The 16441-nt window shown below is 71.8% G+C and carries 14 protein-coding genes; 8 read left to right on the top strand and 6 right to left on the bottom strand.

Annotated features, from left to right (window positions below; genetic code table 11):
• The first annotated feature begins 94 nt into the window (after positions 1 to 94).
• The 5 genes from C9992_RS14725 (at position 95) to C9992_RS14705 (ending at position 7052) form a co-directional block, all read left to right on the top strand.
• Positions 95 to 1078, top strand: coding sequence for an ROK family protein (locus C9992_RS14725; protein ID WP_106816381.1), 984 nt, complete (start codon positions 95 to 97; stop codon positions 1076 to 1078).
• Complete coding sequence (locus C9992_RS14720; protein ID WP_106816380.1) at positions 1071 to 1649, top strand: D-sedoheptulose-7-phosphate isomerase; 579 nt, start codon at positions 1071 to 1073, stop codon at positions 1647 to 1649. Before C9992_RS14725 ends, C9992_RS14720 begins: the two co-directional genes overlap by 8 nt.
• Positions 1646 to 4366 (top strand): alpha-mannosidase, encoded by a 2721-nt coding sequence (locus C9992_RS14715; RefSeq protein WP_106816379.1) that lies wholly within the window; start codon positions 1646 to 1648, stop codon positions 4364 to 4366. The genes C9992_RS14720 and C9992_RS14715 overlap by 4 nt, the downstream gene beginning before the upstream one ends.
• Positions 4363 to 6222, top strand: coding sequence for a hypothetical protein (locus C9992_RS14710; protein WP_235008252.1), 1860 nt, complete (start codon positions 4363 to 4365; stop codon positions 6220 to 6222). Before C9992_RS14715 ends, C9992_RS14710 begins: the two co-directional genes overlap by 4 nt.
• Before the next feature lie 113 nt (positions 6223 to 6335).
• The gene (locus tag C9992_RS14705) at positions 6336 to 7052 is read left to right on the top strand and encodes an alpha/beta fold hydrolase (protein WP_106816377.1); all 717 of its coding nucleotides are present in this window, start codon (positions 6336 to 6338) and stop codon (positions 7050 to 7052) included.
• 9 nt (positions 7053 to 7061) lie between these two features.
• Here C9992_RS14705 and C9992_RS14700 read toward each other — a convergent pair whose 3' ends face one another.
• Both C9992_RS14700 and C9992_RS14695 read right to left on the bottom strand, forming a co-directional pair.
• On the bottom strand, positions 7062 to 8102 hold the full coding sequence (locus C9992_RS14700) for a Gfo/Idh/MocA family protein (protein WP_106816376.1): 1041 nt from the start codon (positions 8100 to 8102) through the stop codon (positions 7062 to 7064).
• The gene (locus C9992_RS14695) at positions 8099 to 9106 is read right to left on the bottom strand and encodes a Gfo/Idh/MocA family protein (protein WP_106816451.1); all 1008 of its coding nucleotides are present in this window, start codon (positions 9104 to 9106) and stop codon (positions 8099 to 8101) included. Before C9992_RS14695 ends, C9992_RS14700 begins: the two co-directional genes overlap by 4 nt.
• A 117-nt stretch (positions 9107 to 9223) precedes the next feature.
• On the opposite strand from C9992_RS14695, the gene C9992_RS18115 reads away from it, so the two are divergent.
• Genes C9992_RS18115 through C9992_RS14685 form a run of 3 tightly spaced genes read left to right on the top strand, consistent with a single transcriptional unit; the run spans position 9224 to position 10667 of the window.
• A complete protein-coding gene (locus C9992_RS18115; protein ID WP_160150900.1) occupies positions 9224 to 9649 on the top strand; it encodes a hypothetical protein in 426 nt (141 codons plus the stop codon).
• Positions 9538 to 9876, top strand: a complete 339-nt coding sequence (locus C9992_RS14690) for a Gfo/Idh/MocA family oxidoreductase (protein ID WP_327317760.1) — start codon at positions 9538 to 9540, stop codon at positions 9874 to 9876. The genes C9992_RS18115 and C9992_RS14690 overlap by 112 nt, the downstream gene beginning before the upstream one ends.
• Positions 9873 to 10667 carry a sugar phosphate isomerase/epimerase family protein gene (locus C9992_RS14685; protein ID WP_106816374.1) on the top strand — a complete coding sequence of 265 codons (795 nt, stop codon included), beginning with the start codon at positions 9873 to 9875 and terminating at the stop codon, positions 10665 to 10667. Before C9992_RS14690 ends, C9992_RS14685 begins: the two co-directional genes overlap by 4 nt.
• 38 nt (positions 10668 to 10705) lie before the next feature.
• On the opposite strand, the gene C9992_RS14680 is transcribed toward C9992_RS14685, so the two are convergent.
• From C9992_RS14680 to C9992_RS14665, 4 genes are all read right to left on the bottom strand, one after another.
• The gene (locus C9992_RS14680) at positions 10706 to 11725 is read right to left on the bottom strand and encodes a zinc-dependent alcohol dehydrogenase family protein (protein ID WP_106816373.1); all 1020 of its coding nucleotides are present in this window, start codon (positions 11723 to 11725) and stop codon (positions 10706 to 10708) included.
• 70 nt (positions 11726 to 11795) lie between these two features.
• On the bottom strand, positions 11796 to 13415 hold the full coding sequence (locus tag C9992_RS14675) for a glycosyltransferase family 39 protein (protein WP_106816372.1): 1620 nt from the start codon (positions 13413 to 13415) through the stop codon (positions 11796 to 11798).
• Positions 13416 to 13493: 78 nt separating this feature from the next.
• The gene (locus C9992_RS14670; RefSeq protein ID WP_106816371.1) at positions 13494 to 14501 is read right to left on the bottom strand and encodes a zinc-dependent alcohol dehydrogenase; all 1008 of its coding nucleotides are present in this window, start codon (positions 14499 to 14501) and stop codon (positions 13494 to 13496) included.
• Between the two features lie 39 nt (positions 14502 to 14540).
• Positions 14541 to 16298, bottom strand: coding sequence for an IlvD/Edd family dehydratase (locus C9992_RS14665; protein WP_235008251.1), 1758 nt, complete (start codon positions 16296 to 16298; stop codon positions 14541 to 14543).
• Between the last annotated feature and the right edge of the window lie 143 nt (positions 16299 to 16441).

The following is a 16441-nucleotide window of genomic DNA, read 5'->3' as shown; positions in this document are numbered from 1 at the left end:
GATCTCGTCGTTGTCACCTGCTGAGCTTTTGCTAGTATGTGGGAACGATGTCACATCGTGCGCGATTCCGTCGTCGCGCAGCTCGGAGGAACCAATGGCAACGCAGCAGCCCGTGCTCGCGCTCGACATCGGCGGCACGAAGCTCGCCGTCGCGATGGTGACGCCCGACGGCAGGACGCACGGTCTGATCGTCGAGCCGACCGACAAGCACCGCGGGCCCGACGCGGTCATCGCGCACCTGTTCGACATGGGGCACCGCAGCAGCGCTGCCGCCGGCGTCGGAGCCCCGGCAGCTGTGGGCATCAGCTGCGGCGGTCCGCTCGACGCCGAGACCGGCGTCCTCACCGGTCCTCTGCACCTGCCCGGCTGGATCGATGTTCCGATCGTGGCGATGGCCTCCGAGGCGTTCGGCGTTCCGGCCGTGCTCGAGAACGACGCGACGGCGGCGGTGCTCGGTGAGCACCGTTTCGGCGCGGCCCGCGGCGCCGACATCGCGCTGTACCTCACACTCTCGACGGGCGTCGGGGGCGGCTCCATCATCGACGGGCGCCTCCATCGGGGCGCTGCGGGCAACGGCGGCGAGTTCGGTCACGTGATGGTGCGGCCCGGCGGCCGGCGGTGCGAGTGCGGACGGCACGGATGCCTCGAGGCCTACGCGTCCGGGACGAACATCGCCGTACGGGCGAACGAGCTGCTGGCCGAGGACGACCGGCCGTCGTCGCTGCGTGACCTCCCGCTGGTGCGCGCCGAGCACGTCTCGGCGGCCGCGGCCGCCGGCGACACCCTTGCCCGCGAGCTGTGGGACGACACGATGGCGCTGCTCGGCCAGGCGGTGACCGATCTGGTGAACGTCTTCGAGCCGCACGTCGTCGTCCTCGGCGGAGGGGTGACCCGCTCCGGCGCGCTGCTGCTCGAGCCGGTGCGCGATATCGTGCGCCGTTCCGCCATGCCCCCCGCCGCCGCACGCGCGACCGTCACCCTCGCCGGACTCGGCGACGAAGTCTGCGTGGTGGGCGCCGGCGCGCTCGCCCTCGATCTCACCGTCAACCTCGATCTCAAGGGACCCGCACGTGTCTGACTGGCTGCACGCACAGCTCGACGCTCACATCCGCACCGCCCAGGAGGCGAAGCCGCTGCTCGATCAGGTGCGCGCCGTCGGCGCGGTCCTGATCGACGCCTTCGAGCGCGGCGGCACGCTCTACACGCTCGGCAACGGCGGCAGCGCCGCCGATGCGCAGCACTTCACCGGCGAGGTCATCGGCCACTACAAGCGCGACCGCCGGCCCCTTCCCGCGGTGACGCTCACCACGGATGCGACGGTCTCCACGTGCATCGCGAACGACTACGCGTTCGAAGACATCTTCTCGCGTCAGGTGCAGGCGCTGGCGCGGCCCGCCGACGTCGTCGCCGCCTTCACGACGAGCGGCCGCTCGGCCAACATCGTCAATGCGCTCACCGCGGCACGGGCCAACGGCGCAACCACACTGCTGTTCGTCGGCGGCGACGGCGGACCCTCGCTCCCCCTCGCCGATCATGCCTTCATCGTGCCCTCCTCCGAGACCCCGCGGATCCAGGAGCTGCACACCTTCCTCCTGCACGCGCTGTCGGAGATCCTGGATGCCTGGGCGGCAGGGGAGGAGCCGGCATGACCGACGCGACGACCCCCAGCGAACGTGCCGGCGTCGCCGAGCACGTCGATACCGAGGCAGCCGACCTCGCCCAGGCACCCGACGTCGGCCGACGACACGACGTCGCTCCCGATCACCCCGACATCACCGAGCAGGACCGCAAGGCGCCGGTCGCCAACGCTCCTTCGGGGGAGCAGCCACGCGGGATGGCGCCGGCTCCCCGCCCGGCCGCGACGCCCGACCGCACGCTGCACATGATCGGCAACGCGCACCTCGACCCGGTGTGGCTGTGGCCGTGGCAGGAGGGCTACCAGGAGGCCCGCGCCACCTTCGCGAGCGCGTTGGACCGCATGGACGAGTACCCCGACTTCGTCTTCACGTGCGACCAGATCGTGCTGCTGTCGTGGGTCGAGGAGCAGGACCCCGATCTCTTCGCCCGCATCCAGGAGCGGGTGGCGGAGGGTCGCTGGGTGAACGTCGGCGGCTGGTGGGTGGAGCCCGACTGCAACATGCCGATGGGCGAGTCGTTCGCCCGTCAGGGGCTCTACGGTCAGCGCTACCTGCAGTCCCGGTTCGGGACGATCTCGACCGTCGGCATGAATGTGGACCCGTTCGGACACAGCGCGTCACTGCCCCAGATCCTCCGCGGTCAGCGGATGGACTCGTACTGCTTCCTGCGGCCGGGCCCCCACGAGGGCGACCTGGACGACACGCTCTTCCACTGGGAGTCCGCCGACGGCTCGCGCGTGCTGGCCTACCGCATCCCGTTCGAGTACTGCAGCCCGCCCGGCGACGTGTCGGGGCAGACCGAGAAGTCCCTGGCCCAGCTCGACCGATCGCTCGGCGAGATGATGGTGTTCTATGGGGTCGGCAACCACGGCGGCGGACCGACGAAGGCCAACATCGAGTCGATTCACCGCTACGACCGCATGGGAAGCTTCGGGAGGATGACGATGTCGTCACCGCGCGCGTACTTCGACGAGATGATGGCGCGCGGCGAGGGCTTCCTCGACGGACTCACCGTGCGTCGCGACGACCTGCAGCATCACGCCCCCGGATGCTACTCGTCGCACTCCGGCATCAAGGCGTGGCAGCGCCGCGCCCAGTGGGCCGTGCTGTCGGCGGAGCGGTGGGGCGCGATCGACACCGCGCTCACAGGAGCCGAGTACCCGCGCGAGGACCTCGAGCGGGCGTGGAAGCAGATCCTCTTCAACCAGTTCCACGACATCCTCCCGGGTTCCGCGATCGAGCCGTCGTACGACGACGCGCGCGACCAGCTGGGCGAGGCGGTGGCGATCTCCAAGCGGATCATCACGCGCGCCCACAACCGCATCGCCCGCCGCATCGACATCCCGATGGATGCCGCGACCCAGCCGGTCGTCGTCTTCAATCCGCACCCCTGGCCGGTGTCGGTCGACGTCGACATGCAGTACGGCGCGCAGCCCCGGGGGGTGCGGATCGTCGACCACGAGGGCTCCCCGGTCCTCTCGCAGGCGACGCAGTCCACGGCGACGACCGGCGACATGTCGCGCGGCGCCGTGACCTTCCGCGCGGACGTCCCCGCCCTCGGGTACGCGCTGTACCGCATGCTGCCCGGTCCGGCACTGCCGGCCGAGACCGGTCTCACGGTCTCTGAGGACGGCACGGTGATCGAGAACGCCCACGTTCGCGTGGAGTTGGACCCCGAGACCGGCGACGTGGTGTCGCTGCGCGACAAGACGACGGGCCTCGACCCGCTCTCGGGCACCCGCGGCCAGCCGCGCACGGCCGTGTGCGACGACCCCACCGACACGTGGGGCCACCGCGTCATCTCGTACGCGTGGCCGGGGGATGCCATGACCCTGGATCGCATCGTCGTGCGCGAGACCGGCCCGCTGCGCTCGCGGGTGCGCGTCGAGAAGTCGTGGGGAGCCAGCACGCTGGTCGAGGAGTACCTGCTCGCCCATGACGCGCGCGCCGTGCGCGTGGACGTCACGATCGACTGGCGTGAGAAGGCGCACCTGCTGAAACTCCGGTTCCCCGTGGGCCTGGAGGACCCTGCCGCCACCTACGAGATCCCCTACGGCACCATCCAGCGTCCGGTGGACGGTGCGGAGGAGCCTGCACAGTCGTGGGTCGACCTCACCGGCACGGTCGGCGGCGCGCGGGCGGGACTGACCGTGGTGGCCACCGCCAAGCACGGCTGGGATGTTTCGCCGGCGGGCTCTGCGGGCCTGGAGACCTCGAGCATCGGCATCACGGCTGTCCGCAGCCCCGTGTACTCGTGGCACGACCCCCGCCTGCTCGACCCGGACGGCGTGTACGCCTTCCAGGACCAGGGCGTGCAGCGCTTCAGCCTCGAGCTCATTCCCCACGCCGGCGACTGGCGCGCGGCGCAGCCGATCCGCCGTGCGGCGGTGCTCGGGTCTCCCGTGCGCGCACAGCTGGAGTCGTTCCACGACGGCGACCTGCCGCCGCTCGACGGCTTCGCCGACGACGGCGCCGGCGCAGTGATGGTGACCGCCGTCAAGGGCAGCGAGGACACCCCCGACGTCGCTCCGGCGGACCTGATCGTCCGCGCCGTCGAGACGCGCGGCGAGGCGGCGTCCGCCCGCATCGACCTGCCCCTGGTCGGTCGCACGATCGAGGGGGAGTTCCGGCCGCACCAGGTGCGCACGTTCCGCGTGCCGCTGGACCCGGCCGCCGAGATCGTCGAGGTCGACCTGCTCGAGTGGCCGCTCGGCGAGCAGCCGACGTGACCTCCACCGCGTCGGGCACGGTGCCCGCTCCGGCCGTGACCGTGCTCGACGCCGACCCGGCGGACTTCGTCATCGACGTCCGGCGCGACGGCGACCGGCATCTCGTCACCGTCCGCTTCGCCGGTCACGAGCCCGTCGACGCGGCCGTGCGGGTCACCGTGCGCATGGAGGACGCCGACGACCCGTGGTGGCTCATCCCCGGACTGTTCTACGGCGAGAACCGCCCGGCGGCGAATGACCGGCTGTACCCGCGTTTCGAGGCCGGGGCGCGCTCGCCCGTACAGCACGCGGCGTTCGTCAGCGACGAGTGGCACTTCCGGTCGGACCGCGCGGCGACCCCCGTGGTCTTCGCGTGGCCGGCGCCCGGCGTCTCCGGTGTCGCCCTCTCGGTCGATCCCGCGACGACCTTGGGGCTGACCGGGATCGGCTTCGCCGCACGGGACGGGGCGGCCGAGCTCGCGGCCACCTTCCCGGCGAGGGAGTTCCCGGTGACCTACTACGGCGACGGCACACCGCGACCGGCTGAGGTCCAGCGGCACCGGTTCGAGCCTGGCGCAGAGGTGCAGCTGACCGTGCGCGTCCACGCCCTCAGCGCCGACCGTCACGACTACGCGCGCGTGCTGCGACGGCTGCACGCGGCATCCGCCCCCTCCGCACCGCTGCGCCCCTGGATCGATGTCGGGACCGCGGCGGAGCTGAGTGCAGAGGGTCTCCTGCGTTGGCACTACGATCCCGACCCCGGGGTCCTGCTGGAGACGGTCGGCTTCGACCGGGAGGTCTCCGGAGGAGACGGCAAGCCGGTCGATCGTCAGGCCATGCACGTCGGGTGGGTCTCGGGAATCCCCTGGGCGTACGCGATGCTGCGGCATGCCGAGCGCGTCGGCGACGCGCACCTGCGCGCGGCCGCCGTGTCGGTGATCGACTTCTGCACCGCGGAACTCTCCCCCAGCGGCACGCTGTGGGGCGTCTGGTACCGCGACCGCGGCTGGACCCAGAGCTGGACGACGCACCGCCGGGGGCTGCACAGCCGCACGCTCGGCGAGGCGACGCAGTTCCTGGTGCGCGCGGCGGATGTCGCGGATTCCCCTGCGTGGCGGCAGGTCGCGCGGTCGAACCTCGACGTCGTCGTCGAGCGCCAGCGCCCCGACGGCAACCTGGGCAGCATCCACCACGCCGAGACCGGCGAGGTGCTCTCGTGGCAGGGGTCGGCGGGCCTGGCGTGGGTCGGCGCTCTGGTGGAGGCGGCCGCGTGGGACGAGCGGTACCTGGATGCCGCGCAGCGCGCCGGCCGGTACTACGCGCGCTTCGTGCTCGACGAGTACCTGCACGGCGCCCCGGAGGACGTCGACCTGGCGGTCACCAGTGAGGACGGCTACGTCGCCGTGATGGCCTACATGGCGCTTCACCGCGCGACCGGCGACCCCGAGTGGATCGATCTCGCGCGTCGGTCCGCCGACTTCGCGCTGACGTTCCGCTACACCTACGACGTCGACTTCGCCCCCAGCACCATGCTCGGGGTCTTCGACTTCGGCACGCGGGGTGCCGATCAGGCCTCGGCATCCAATCAGCACCTGCACGCCTACGGCCTCGTCTGCACGCGGGAGCTGCTGGAGCTGTCCGCCGCGACCGGCGACATTCACTACCGGGAGCGCGCCCTCGAGACGCTCGCATGCTTCCGGCAGTTCGTGGCCCGCTTCGACGGCGACTTCAACGCGTATCGGGGCATGGTCACCGAGCGGTACTACCAGACCGAGTGCTTCCAGCCGAAGGGGATGCTGCTGACGCTCTCGCACGCCTGGAGCGCCGGCGTCCTCCTGCTCGGCTGCGAGGACGCGCTGGCCGCCGACGCCGCCTGACCGCAGGGGCGGAGCGCGAGAAGCGCTTGCACAGCGCCGCCGGGGAATCAAGCCCCTCGGCCCGGCCACCGCGCGGGGGCACCATAGCGTGTCGGCATGATGCGGAGGTGTGCGTGGACGTCATTCTGGTCCCGGGACTGTGGCTGGACGCCTCCTCCTGGCAGGACGTCGCCGAGCGGCTCGAGACCGCAGGGCACACACCCCACGCGCTGACCCTGCGAGGGCTCGACTCGCGCTCCGCCGACCGGCGCGGCAGCATGATGGCCGATCACGTCGCCGAGATCGTCTCGGCGATCGACCGGTGCCACGGCCCCGTCGTGCTGGTGGGCCACGCGGAGTCCTGCGGGCTCGTGCACGCGGCCGTCAACCGGCGGCCCGACCGGGTCGCGCACGCGGTTCACATCGGGGGCCTGCCCAGCGCCGACGGGACGCACGTGCTGAGCGGGTTCGCGGTGGATGCCCGCGGCACGACGACGCACACCGCGGGCTACCGGGCCGTCGACCAGACGCTGGCGTCGCTGCACCGACGGATGACGGAGAACTCCTCGCACGTGCTGGACCAGGTGCAGCGCCTGACCGACCCGCGCCGTTTCGCGGTGCCGGTCACCATCGTCGCGACGGAGTTCACCACCGAGGACGTGCGTCGCTGGGCGGCCGCCGACATCGATCCGGCGCGCGAGCTGCCGCACCTGCACCACGTGACGCTCGTCGACCTGCCGTGCGGCCGGTGGCCGCAGATGGAGCGCCCCGCGGACCTCACCCGCATCGTGCTGGACGCACTGCCGGTCAACGGCACGCCGATGGTGGGCGCGGAGCCCGCACCGATGTGACCCCCGGCGTCAGCCGACGGGCGCGGGTGCTGCCGCGGTCGTGCGGACGGCGGCGATCGAGCCGGTCAGCCCCGACTCGTAGGCGGCGAGGATGACGCCGAGCACCTCGATGCCCTCGATGTGCGTCTGGATCGGCCGCAAGCCCTCGAGAACGCACTCGGCGAAGTGGGCGACCTCGGCCGCGAACTCGTGGACCGGCTCGAAGGACTGGGTCTGCGGCTCCTCGCCGCGCAGCCGCACGTGCAGCGTCGTGCCGTCCGAGCTCAGCGAGCCCTTCTCGGCGACCAGAGAGAACTTCTCGGTGCCGACCGCCGGCTCGTACGCCCAGCTCGTCGTCACGTGGCCCACCACGCCGTTGTCGTAGCGCACGAGGACCTGTGCCGAGTCCTCCCCCTCCATGAACTCGAGCCGGTGACGCGAGAGCATCGCCGCCACCTCGCTGGGGCTTCCGCCGGCGAAGTGCTGCAGCAGGTACAGCGGGTGGTAGCCGGTGTCGATCAGCTCGCCACCGCCCGACGTCGCTGCCTGCGCCCGCCACCCCATGTTCTCGAGGGTGAAGTCGTTGAAGAAGCTGTCGGTGGTGCGCACCTCGTAGACGCGTCCCAGGGCGCCGCTGTCGACCAGGGCCTTGGCGGCGGCGACGGCGGGCTGGAACAGCTGGTTGTGCGCGCACATGATGGTCACGCCGTTGCGCTCGGCGGCCGCCGAGATCGCGTCAGCCTCGTCGAGGGTCAGGCACAGCGGCTTCTCGCACAGGACGTGGAGTCCGGCGTCCGCGGCGGCGATGATCGCCTCGGCGTGCAGGTGGTGCGGCAGACAGATGTCGACGGCGTCGAGACCGCCCGCCGCGATCATCTCGCGGTAGTCGGCGTACAGACGCACGTTCTCGTCGTCACCGCGCCGCTTCTCGGCGCTCTCCCGCACCGGGTCGGCGATCGCGGCGAACTCGACGATGTCGGGGTTGCGGCGGTAGCCCGCCACGTGAGCCCCGGCGATCCCGCCCGCGCCGATGAGTCCGATGCGTACCTTGCCCTGGTTCCCCGCGGTCATCGCAGTCCTTCCGTTCCGAATCGCACCGCGGAGCCCGTTGCAGCCGCGGCGTTGGCCGCGACGACGAACCGTGTCAGTTCGATCGCCGCCCGCTGGTTGTCTGAGGGGTCCGCGCGCCCCCGGATGGCGTCGACCCACAGCTCGAACGGTCGCGCGACGCGTTCTGCCGAGGGGACGGGCGTCCACTGGTCGCCGAAGCGGCCGCCCTTGGCGATCAGCTCCTCCCGGCCGAAGCCGAACAGCAGTGACGCCTCGGTGCCGCGCACCTCGAACGCGAACGCCCCGGGCGTGGTGACGAAGCTCGCCTCGGCCACTCCCAGCGCCCCATCGGCGTAGCGCGCGACGACGACCGCGTTGTCTTCCACGGCATGCGCGGTGACGTGCCCGTACTCAGCCGAGACGCGGTCCGGGCGGGCGCCGAGGAATCGCTGGACGAGATAGGCCGGATGGCACCCCAGGTCCGTGAAAGCCCCGCCGATCGCCGCGACGGGATCGGCGAAGCGCTCGGGCAGCCAGCCGCCGAGCCAGCCGTCGTGCGCCATCCGCACGCGCGCGTAGGTCACGGTGCCGAGCGCTCCGGAGTCGACGAGGGCGGATGCCGCGACCACTTCGGGATCGGCCAGCCGCGGCAGCGAGACCACGAGCGCGACGCCGGCCTGGCGCGCCTGCGCGACGAGCGCCTCGCACTCCTCGACGGTGGGAGCCAGCAGCTTCTCCGTGAACACGTGCTTTCCCGCGGCGATCGCCCGCGAGATCACCTCGGTGTGGTCGGCCGTGGCCGTGGTGACGGTGATCGCGTCCACGTCCGGACGGGAGACCAGCTCGTCGAGCGAGCCGGTCGCCTCGATGCCGAGGTCCGTCGCGCCTGCGCCGGCGAGTGCGGCGTCGGCATCCCATCCCGCGACCACCCTGGTGCCGGGATGGTCGGTCGCGTCCCGCGCGTAATCCCCCGCGTGCACGTGCCAGAAACCTGCGATCCCTACGCCGATGACGTTCTCAGTCACGTCGTCCACTCCTCTGTGTCCTCGGGTCCGGTCGATGCCGGTCGGCGTGTGGCAACGTTACCAGATAGGCTCGACGTCATCGCCGACGACGGCGGATCCGACCGGATCGGAGGGATGATGAGGCTCTATCTCATCGGCGCAGGGGTCATCGGGCGCACGCATGCCGCTGCCGCGGGCCGGCTCGGCGAAGACGTCGAGCTGCACGTCGCCGACCCGGCGCCGACCGTGCTGGCGGGTGTCGTGATGGATTGGGGCCCCTACGACATGTCCACGCTGTTCGATCTGCTCGATCCCGTGCGCGTGGAGGTGCGCGACGCCTGGGTGGGGCGCGCCGTCACCGCGGCCGACCCGGCGGGCGTGCCCTTCGACGTGGAGACGGACGCGGGCGCCGCCTGCGGTTCACACGTCGGGACGGCGCGGTCCTTCCCGTCGTGTTCGGTCGCGCGACGGGCACGCACGCGACCGAGACGGCGCACGCCGAGATCTGGGGCACGCACGGCTCCGTGCACTGGACCCCGTTCGACTCCCACCGGCCCGTGGTGATCCGCAGCGACGAGGATGGGCAGGCGGTGGAGCGCGAGGTGGCGCCACCGCCGCGTTCGGAGATCTCCATCATGGAGCGTCCGCTGCTCGCGTTCGTCGACGCGGTCCGCGGCCGGGCCTCCGCCGCGACGACGGGGCGTCGTGCGGTGGCCGAGTTCCTCGTGCTGCAGGCGATCTACCAGGCGGCCCGCACCGGCACGCCGCAGACGGTGGAGGTCGGCGCGTGAGGGCCGCGGGCGTCGCGACGGCCCTGTACGGCTGGATGGAGCGGTTCGCGAGGGAGGGCGTGGAGTGGGACTGGGGGTCGCTGTATGCCGCATGCGCGGCATCCGGAGTCGACGCCGTCGAGACCGATCCGACCCCGGCCAAGCGCGAGATCCTCGACAGGCTGGGTCTGCGCGTCTCGGCCTCGTACATCGGGATGCCGTTGACCCCGCCCTTCGCCGACCTCGGCGTCCACGAGCGGGTGATGCCGGTCGCCCGACGGCTCGCCGATGCCGGCGGAGAGGTGCTGGTGCTCAACTCCGATGCACCGGGTGGTGGTGCTTCGGCGAGGAAGTCCGCTGCCGAGGTGCGGCGGCAGGGCGAGAACCTGAGCCGCATCGCCGACCTCGTCGCTCCGCTCGGCCTGCGGATCGCGCTGCACAACCACGCCGCCGTCCACGCCGACGCCACCGCCGACCTGTCGTCGGTGGTCGAGCACGCCGACGCCGGTGTCGGACTCTGCATCGACACGGCGTGGGCCCTGGTGGCCGGGCATGATCCCATCGCGTGGGCGCGCGACTACGCACCAAGAGTGCTGGCCGTGCACCTGCGGAACCAGGAGGGGGTCCTGCCCACCGAGACACTCCCGGAGGGAGAGCTCGACGTCGCCGCGTTCCTGGACGCCCTCGGCGATTACGACGGCTGGCTCACGCTGGAGCTGTGGCACCCTGAGCCCCTGACCCCGGGCGTCTCCATGCAGGAGGCCGTCCGCGCGTCAGCGGGCTGGCTCCGTCGACAGGCGCCCCTCGCCTGATCCGGCGCCATGCGGACCGGGCCACGACCGCGACCGGCTCACAGCGTGAGCAGCACCTTCGTAGCCCGCCGCTCGTCCATCGCGCGATAGCCCTCCGCCGCGTCATCGAGGGGCAGGGCGAGATCGAAGACCCTGCCGGGATCGATCCGGCGGTCCCAGATGAGCTGGATGAGCTCCGGCAGGAACCGGCGCACCGGAGCAGGGCCGCCGTGCAGGTGCACTCCGGAGTAGAACAGCTTGCGCCCGTCGAGCGACACGTCGTGCGCGACCCCGACGTAGCCGACGTGCCCGCCGGCGCGCGTGGCCCGGATCGCCTGCATCATCGACTCCTGGGTGCCCACCGCCTCGATCACGCTGTGCGCACCGTAACCCCCGGTGAGTTCCTTGATCTTCGACGCTCCCGCGTCGCCACGTTCCTCGACGATGTCGGTGGCGCCGAACTCCCTCGCGAGCGCCTGCCTGTCGGCGTGACGGCTCATGGCGATGATGGGTTCGGCGCCCAACTGCTTCGCCGCGAGGATGCCGAGCAGTCCCACGGCCCCGTCGCCGACGACCGCGACGGTCTTGCCCGGCCCCGCCTCTGCGGCGACCGCCGCGAACCAGCCGGTGCCGAGCACATCCGAGGCGGCCAGGAGCGACGGGATCAGCTCCGGATCCGGTGTGCCCGGAGTCGCCACCAGAGTGCCGTCGGCCAGCGGCACGCGGGCGTACTCCGCCTGCGTGCCGATCCGACCCATCGGGACGGCGTGGATGCATCGCGACTGGTACCCGGCCCGGCAGATCTCGCACGTGTTGTCCGACGCGAAGAACGAGCCCACGACGAAGTCGCCGACCTTCACGTTCCTCACGTCGGCGCCGACCTCGGTGACCACGCCCGCATACTCGTGGCCCATCGGCGTGTGGTCCACCGCGTCCTCGCCCCGGTAGGGCCACAAGTCGGAACCGCAGATGCACGTCGCGGCGAGGCGGATGACGGCGTCGGTCGGCTCGATGATCGACGGGTCGTCGCGTTCCTCGACCCGGACGTCACCGGGCCCGTACATGACCACTGCACGCATGTGGGTTCTCCTTGCTCTGAGCTCTTCGGCACGACATCCGGTGCCTGACCAGCCTGGCGCAGATCAGGCGTCAGCGGGTGAACAGCAGGAGCACGCTGCTGTGGAGCCGGATGCGCTCGGCCTGCCGGTAGCCGAGCGCCGCCAGATCCTCCACGGCCCCGGAGTCGACGGCGCCGTCGCGGGCGTATTCGACGAGCCACACGCGGTCGACACCCACGAAGCGCCCGCGCGCCGCCGCCTCCGGCACCGAATACACGCTGGAGTGCCAGCTGGTGCTGTCGGCGTACGAGGTCTCCAGCGTGACGTCGTCCAGGCCCGCGAACGCCGCGGGGTCGGTGTCCAGTGCCAGTCGGGGGCGCCGTGAGGGACGCACGGAGTCGTCGAAGACGATCGCGTCGCCCGCGCGCGCCTCCTGCTGGATCGTCGCGGCGATGTCGTTCCAGTCCGACCGGTTCTTCGCCCACGGCGTGCGCTGGGCGGCCCACACCGGCATCACCGAGATCACCACCGCCGTGAGTGCGATGGCGGCGACGGTCTGCTGCGGCATCCGCGCCACCCGGATGCCGGCGAGGCGCCGCACGCCCAGCGCCACGAGGATCGCCGCCGCCGGCGCGGCGAACGTGCCGTACCGGGGCGTGTACCCGGCGACGAAAGGACTCGCGGCCAGCAGGATCCCGGTGGGGACGCCGAGCCACGCCAGCGCGAGCGTCTCGAGGTCGAGCTCCCTCGGTTCGCCGGCACGGCGGCGTCGCAGCCGGTCGCGAACCCAGGCGATCACGGCCACCGCGATGAGGGTCCACGCGATGACGGCGAAGGGCCATGCGGTGAACCACATCTTGACGAGCACCATGTCGGGTCTGAGGACGTCACGGTGGGCGAGGAAGGCGATCTGCTGACGCTGGCTCACGGCCAGCACGACCACCGGGCTCGCGGCGACGGCCGCGGCCGCGGAGGCGATGACCCAATGCCACAGGTGCCGCCGTCGACGCGCGTCGAGGACGAGCACCACACCGACGGCGAGGGTCAGGAGCGCGAGGTAGAGGAAGACGTAGATCCCGACGGTCAGGACCGCCCCGTAGAGAGCCCAACCCCACTTCGACGGAGCGCCGCGGCGGAGCATCTCCACCACGATGACCCACAGCACTGCCGCCAGCGCGGCCGAGAATGCGTAGCTGCGGGCCTCCTCTCCGGCGTAGGTGAGACGAGGGAGCACGGCGGTGAGGGCACCCGCGAGGATGCCGAACCCCACGGTCCCGAACCGTCCGCACAGCCACGTGACGGCGGCGGCGCAGACGCCGACCGCGAGGGCCGACGGGAACCGGACCGAGAACGGGCTGGCACCGAACACCTGCACCCAGGCATGCAGTCCGAGGTAGTAGGCGCCGTGAACGGCGTCGATGTGCGTCAGCATGGTGAGCAGGGTGCCGCCCGGCCGCACGGCGGACAGCACGCTCGCCGCTTCATCCCCCCACAGCGACGGGATCCACGACCCGAGCATGCTGACGGCCGCGGCGAAGACGCCCACGAGGCCTGCGGCCGGTCCCAGGCGGAGGAATCGGCTGCCGGGCGCCTCGTGCGATCCGGCGGCGCCGCTGCGACGCTGCGCCGTGACCGCCGGCATCCGTTCCCGTACCGGCATCCCCGTGCGAGTGACCGATCCCTCTTCGAACCTCTCCGCCGAGACGCCCATGCTCCCAGGGTGGCCGTCGCCTCTGTGAACGGGCCGAGAGACCCGGTCGCGCCGCTCACCCGGGGGTGGGCGGCACCGTCAGATCGCGACGTGGAGCTTGGGCCCCGGGCCGGCACCGTCCGGACGCCTGCCGGCGAGGATGGCCGGCAGCTCGTCCAGGGCCACCGTGGCAGCGATGAGCGGCCGCGGGTCGACCACACCCGCGGCATACGCGTCGATCGTGCCGGAGAGGCCGGGCGAGGCGCTCAGGACGCCGATCGCCGTGACGTCCTTGAGCGCCAGGTCGCGCGTGTCGAGGAGACTCGGGCTCCCGGCCAGGCCGATGTAGACCACGCGTCCGCCCGGTTCGACCAGCTCGAGCGCGCGGGCGGGGAGACGGGCATCGTTCGAGGCATCGATGACAGCGTCCCACGGCAGCTCGGGCAGCCGCCCCGCGGTCCAGACGCTGTCGAAGCCCAGCGACCGGGCGAAGACGATCGAGCCGTCGTCGCGGGCGAGCAGGTGCACCTCGGCGCCCGCGGCACGCGCGAACATCGCGCAGAGCAGCCCGATGGTGCCGGGTCCGAGGATGAGGCACCGGTCTGCGGGTGCGAGTGCGGCTGCCCGCACCGCCCGGAACGCGTTGCCGCCCGGCTCCACCATCGCGCCCTGCACATCGTCCACCGCGTCGGGAAGGGGATGCAGCGATCCGACGGGCGTCGCGAGCTTCTCGGCGAGCGCGCCGGGCCTGCCGCCGCGGATGCCGAGCTCCACCCGCCGCTCGCACACGTGCTGCCGTCCCCGCCGGCAGCGTCGGCAGGAACCGCAGCCGAGCATCGTGTCACCGGTCACCCGCCGGCCGACCCAGGCGTCGTCGACTCCCGCCCCGACGGCGGAGACGGTGCCCATCCATTCGTGGCCGATCCGCATCGGGAACGCGGCGTGCCCGGAATGCAGGTACGCCATCTCGCCCGTGTAGAACTCGACGTCCGTGCCGCAGATACCCGCCCGGTGCACGTCGACGACCACCTCCCCCGGCACGGGCTCCGGCTCGGGCACCTCGGCGACCTCGGCCCGATGCGGCGCGGTGATGACCAGCGCCTTCATCGGGCGTGCCACGGGAGGGCCGGGAGGCCACGCAGAGCGTCAGTGGGATTCACGGGAGACCTCCGATCCGGAGGATCCGACGAGGAAGTCGAGGTCGGCGCCCTGGTCGGCCTGGAGGACGTGATCGACGTAGAGCCGTTCCCACCCGCGGCGGGGATTCGCGTAGCCGTCGACGGCGGCCTGGTTCGGCATCCTCCGTGCCAGCTCGTCGGCGGGCACGTCGAGGTCGAGGCGGCGGCCTCGCACGTCGAGGGTGATCCAGTCACCGGTGCGCACGAGCGCGAGCGGCCCGCCCGCGGCGGCTTCGGGGGTCACGTGCAGCACCACCGTGCCGTACGCGGTGCCCGACATCCGTCCGTCGCAGATGCGCACCATGTCGCGCACGCCCTTGGCCAGCAGCTTGGCGGGAAGCGGCATGTTCGAGACCTCGGGCATGCCGGGGTAGCCCTTGGGGCCGCACCCGCGCAGCACCATCACGCTGTCCTCATCGATATCGAGGTCGGGATCGTCGAGGCGGGCGTGGAAGTCCTCGATCGAGTCGAACACGACGGCCCGCCCCCGGTGCCTGAGCAGGTGCGGCGAAGCGGCGGCGGGCTTGATGAGGGCGCCGCCGGGCGCGAGCGACCCGCGCAGCACGCTGATCCCGGCATGCGGCTGCAGCGGGCTGTCGCGGGAGGTGATGACGTCGGCATCCCAGATCTTCGCGTCGTCGAGATAGTCCACGAAGGGCCGACCGGTGATCGTCAGCGCGTCGGGGTCCAGGAGGTCGCGCACCTCCCTCATCACCGCCAGGAACCCGCCGGCCCGGAACAGATCGTCCATGAGGTACCGGCCCGCCGGCTGCAGGTTGACCAGCAGCGGCACGTCCGCGCCGATCCGGTCGAAGTCGTCGATCGTCAGGTCGATGCCCAGGCGCCCGGCGATGGCGAGCAGGTGCACGACGGCGTTCGTCGACCCGCCGATCGCCGCCAGCGCAACGATGGCGTTGCGGAAGCTGCCCTTCGTCAGGAACGTCGACGGCCGCCGGTCCTCCGCGACCAGTCCCACCGTCAGGGCCCCGGTCAGATGCGCGGCCTCCCGCAGCCGCGCATCCGGCGCCGGTGTTCCCGCCACACCAGGCACCACCAGGCCCAGCGCCTCGGCGACCAGCGCCATCGTCGAGGCGGTGCCCATCGTGTTGCAATGGCCGGGCGAGCGGATCATCGAAGACTCGGACTTCACGAACATGGCCTCGCTCAGCGTGCCGGCTCGCACCTCCTCCGACAGCCGCCACACGTCGGTTCCGCACCCCAGCGCCTCACCCCGGAAGTGCCCCGTCAGCATCGGCCCGCCCGGAACCACGACCGCCGGCAGGTCCACCGACGCCGCGGCCATCAAGAGCGCGGGGATCGTCTTGTCGCAGCCGCCGAGCAGCACCACGCCGTCGATCGGGTTGGCGCGCAGCATCTCCTCCGTCGCCATCGCCGCCATGTTCCGCCACAGCATCGCCGTCGGCCGCACGTTCGTCTCGCCCAGCGACACCACCGGCAGCTCCAGCGGGATGCCGCCCGCCTCGTACACGCCGTTCTTCACCGACTGCGCCACCTCGGACAGGTGCGCATTGCACGGCGTCAGGTCCGACGCGGTGTTCGCGATCGCGATCTGCGGCCGCCCCTCGAACGCCGAATCCGGCACCCCGCGCCGCATCCACGCACGGTGGATGTACGCGTTGCGATCATCACCGGAGTACCACTGGGAACTGCGCAGCGTCACCGTCGACCTCACCCTCGGGTCCGTCTCATCCGCGTCGACCCTCACGCCATCCTGCCCGACCCGACGACCGCCCGTCAGCCATACGTGCCGACAGGTCAACCGCGCTTGCACAGGAGAGTGAACCGATTCAAGATCCTGCGGAAGCGCGGTTGACCTGTTGAGCGAGCGAGGAAGAGCGAGGAACGAGC

Origin of the sequence: Microbacterium timonense (genome assembly GCF_900292075.1) — a bacterium.
In the GTDB taxonomy this organism is placed as follows: Bacteria; Actinomycetota; Actinomycetes; order Actinomycetales; family Microbacteriaceae; genus Microbacterium; species Microbacterium timonense.
The sequence above is the reverse complement of the archived record's forward strand: the minus strand, read 5'-3'. Positions and strand labels throughout refer to the sequence as shown.

Coding starts and splice junctions, on each gene's coding strand:
- C9992_RS14700 (WP_106816376.1), bottom strand. CDS start 8,102: ATGACCGCGGGGAACCAGGGCAAGGTACGCATCGGACTCATCGGCGCG.
- C9992_RS14670 (WP_106816371.1), bottom strand. CDS start 14,501: ATGAAGGCGCTGGTCATCACCGCGCCGCATCGGGCCGAGGTCGCCGAG.
- C9992_RS14715 (WP_106816379.1), top strand. CDS start 1,646: ATGACCGACGCGACGACCCCCAGCGAACGTGCCGGCGTCGCCGAGCAC.
- C9992_RS14675 (WP_106816372.1), bottom strand. CDS start 13,415: ATGGGCGTCTCGGCGGAGAGGTTCGAAGAGGGATCGGTCACTCGCACG.
- C9992_RS18115 (WP_160150900.1), top strand. CDS start 9,224: ATGAGGCTCTATCTCATCGGCGCAGGGGTCATCGGGCGCACGCATGCC.
- C9992_RS14725 (WP_106816381.1), top strand. CDS start 95: ATGGCAACGCAGCAGCCCGTGCTCGCGCTCGACATCGGCGGCACGAAG.
- C9992_RS14680 (WP_106816373.1), bottom strand. CDS start 11,725: ATGCGTGCAGTGGTCATGTACGGGCCCGGTGACGTCCGGGTCGAGGAA.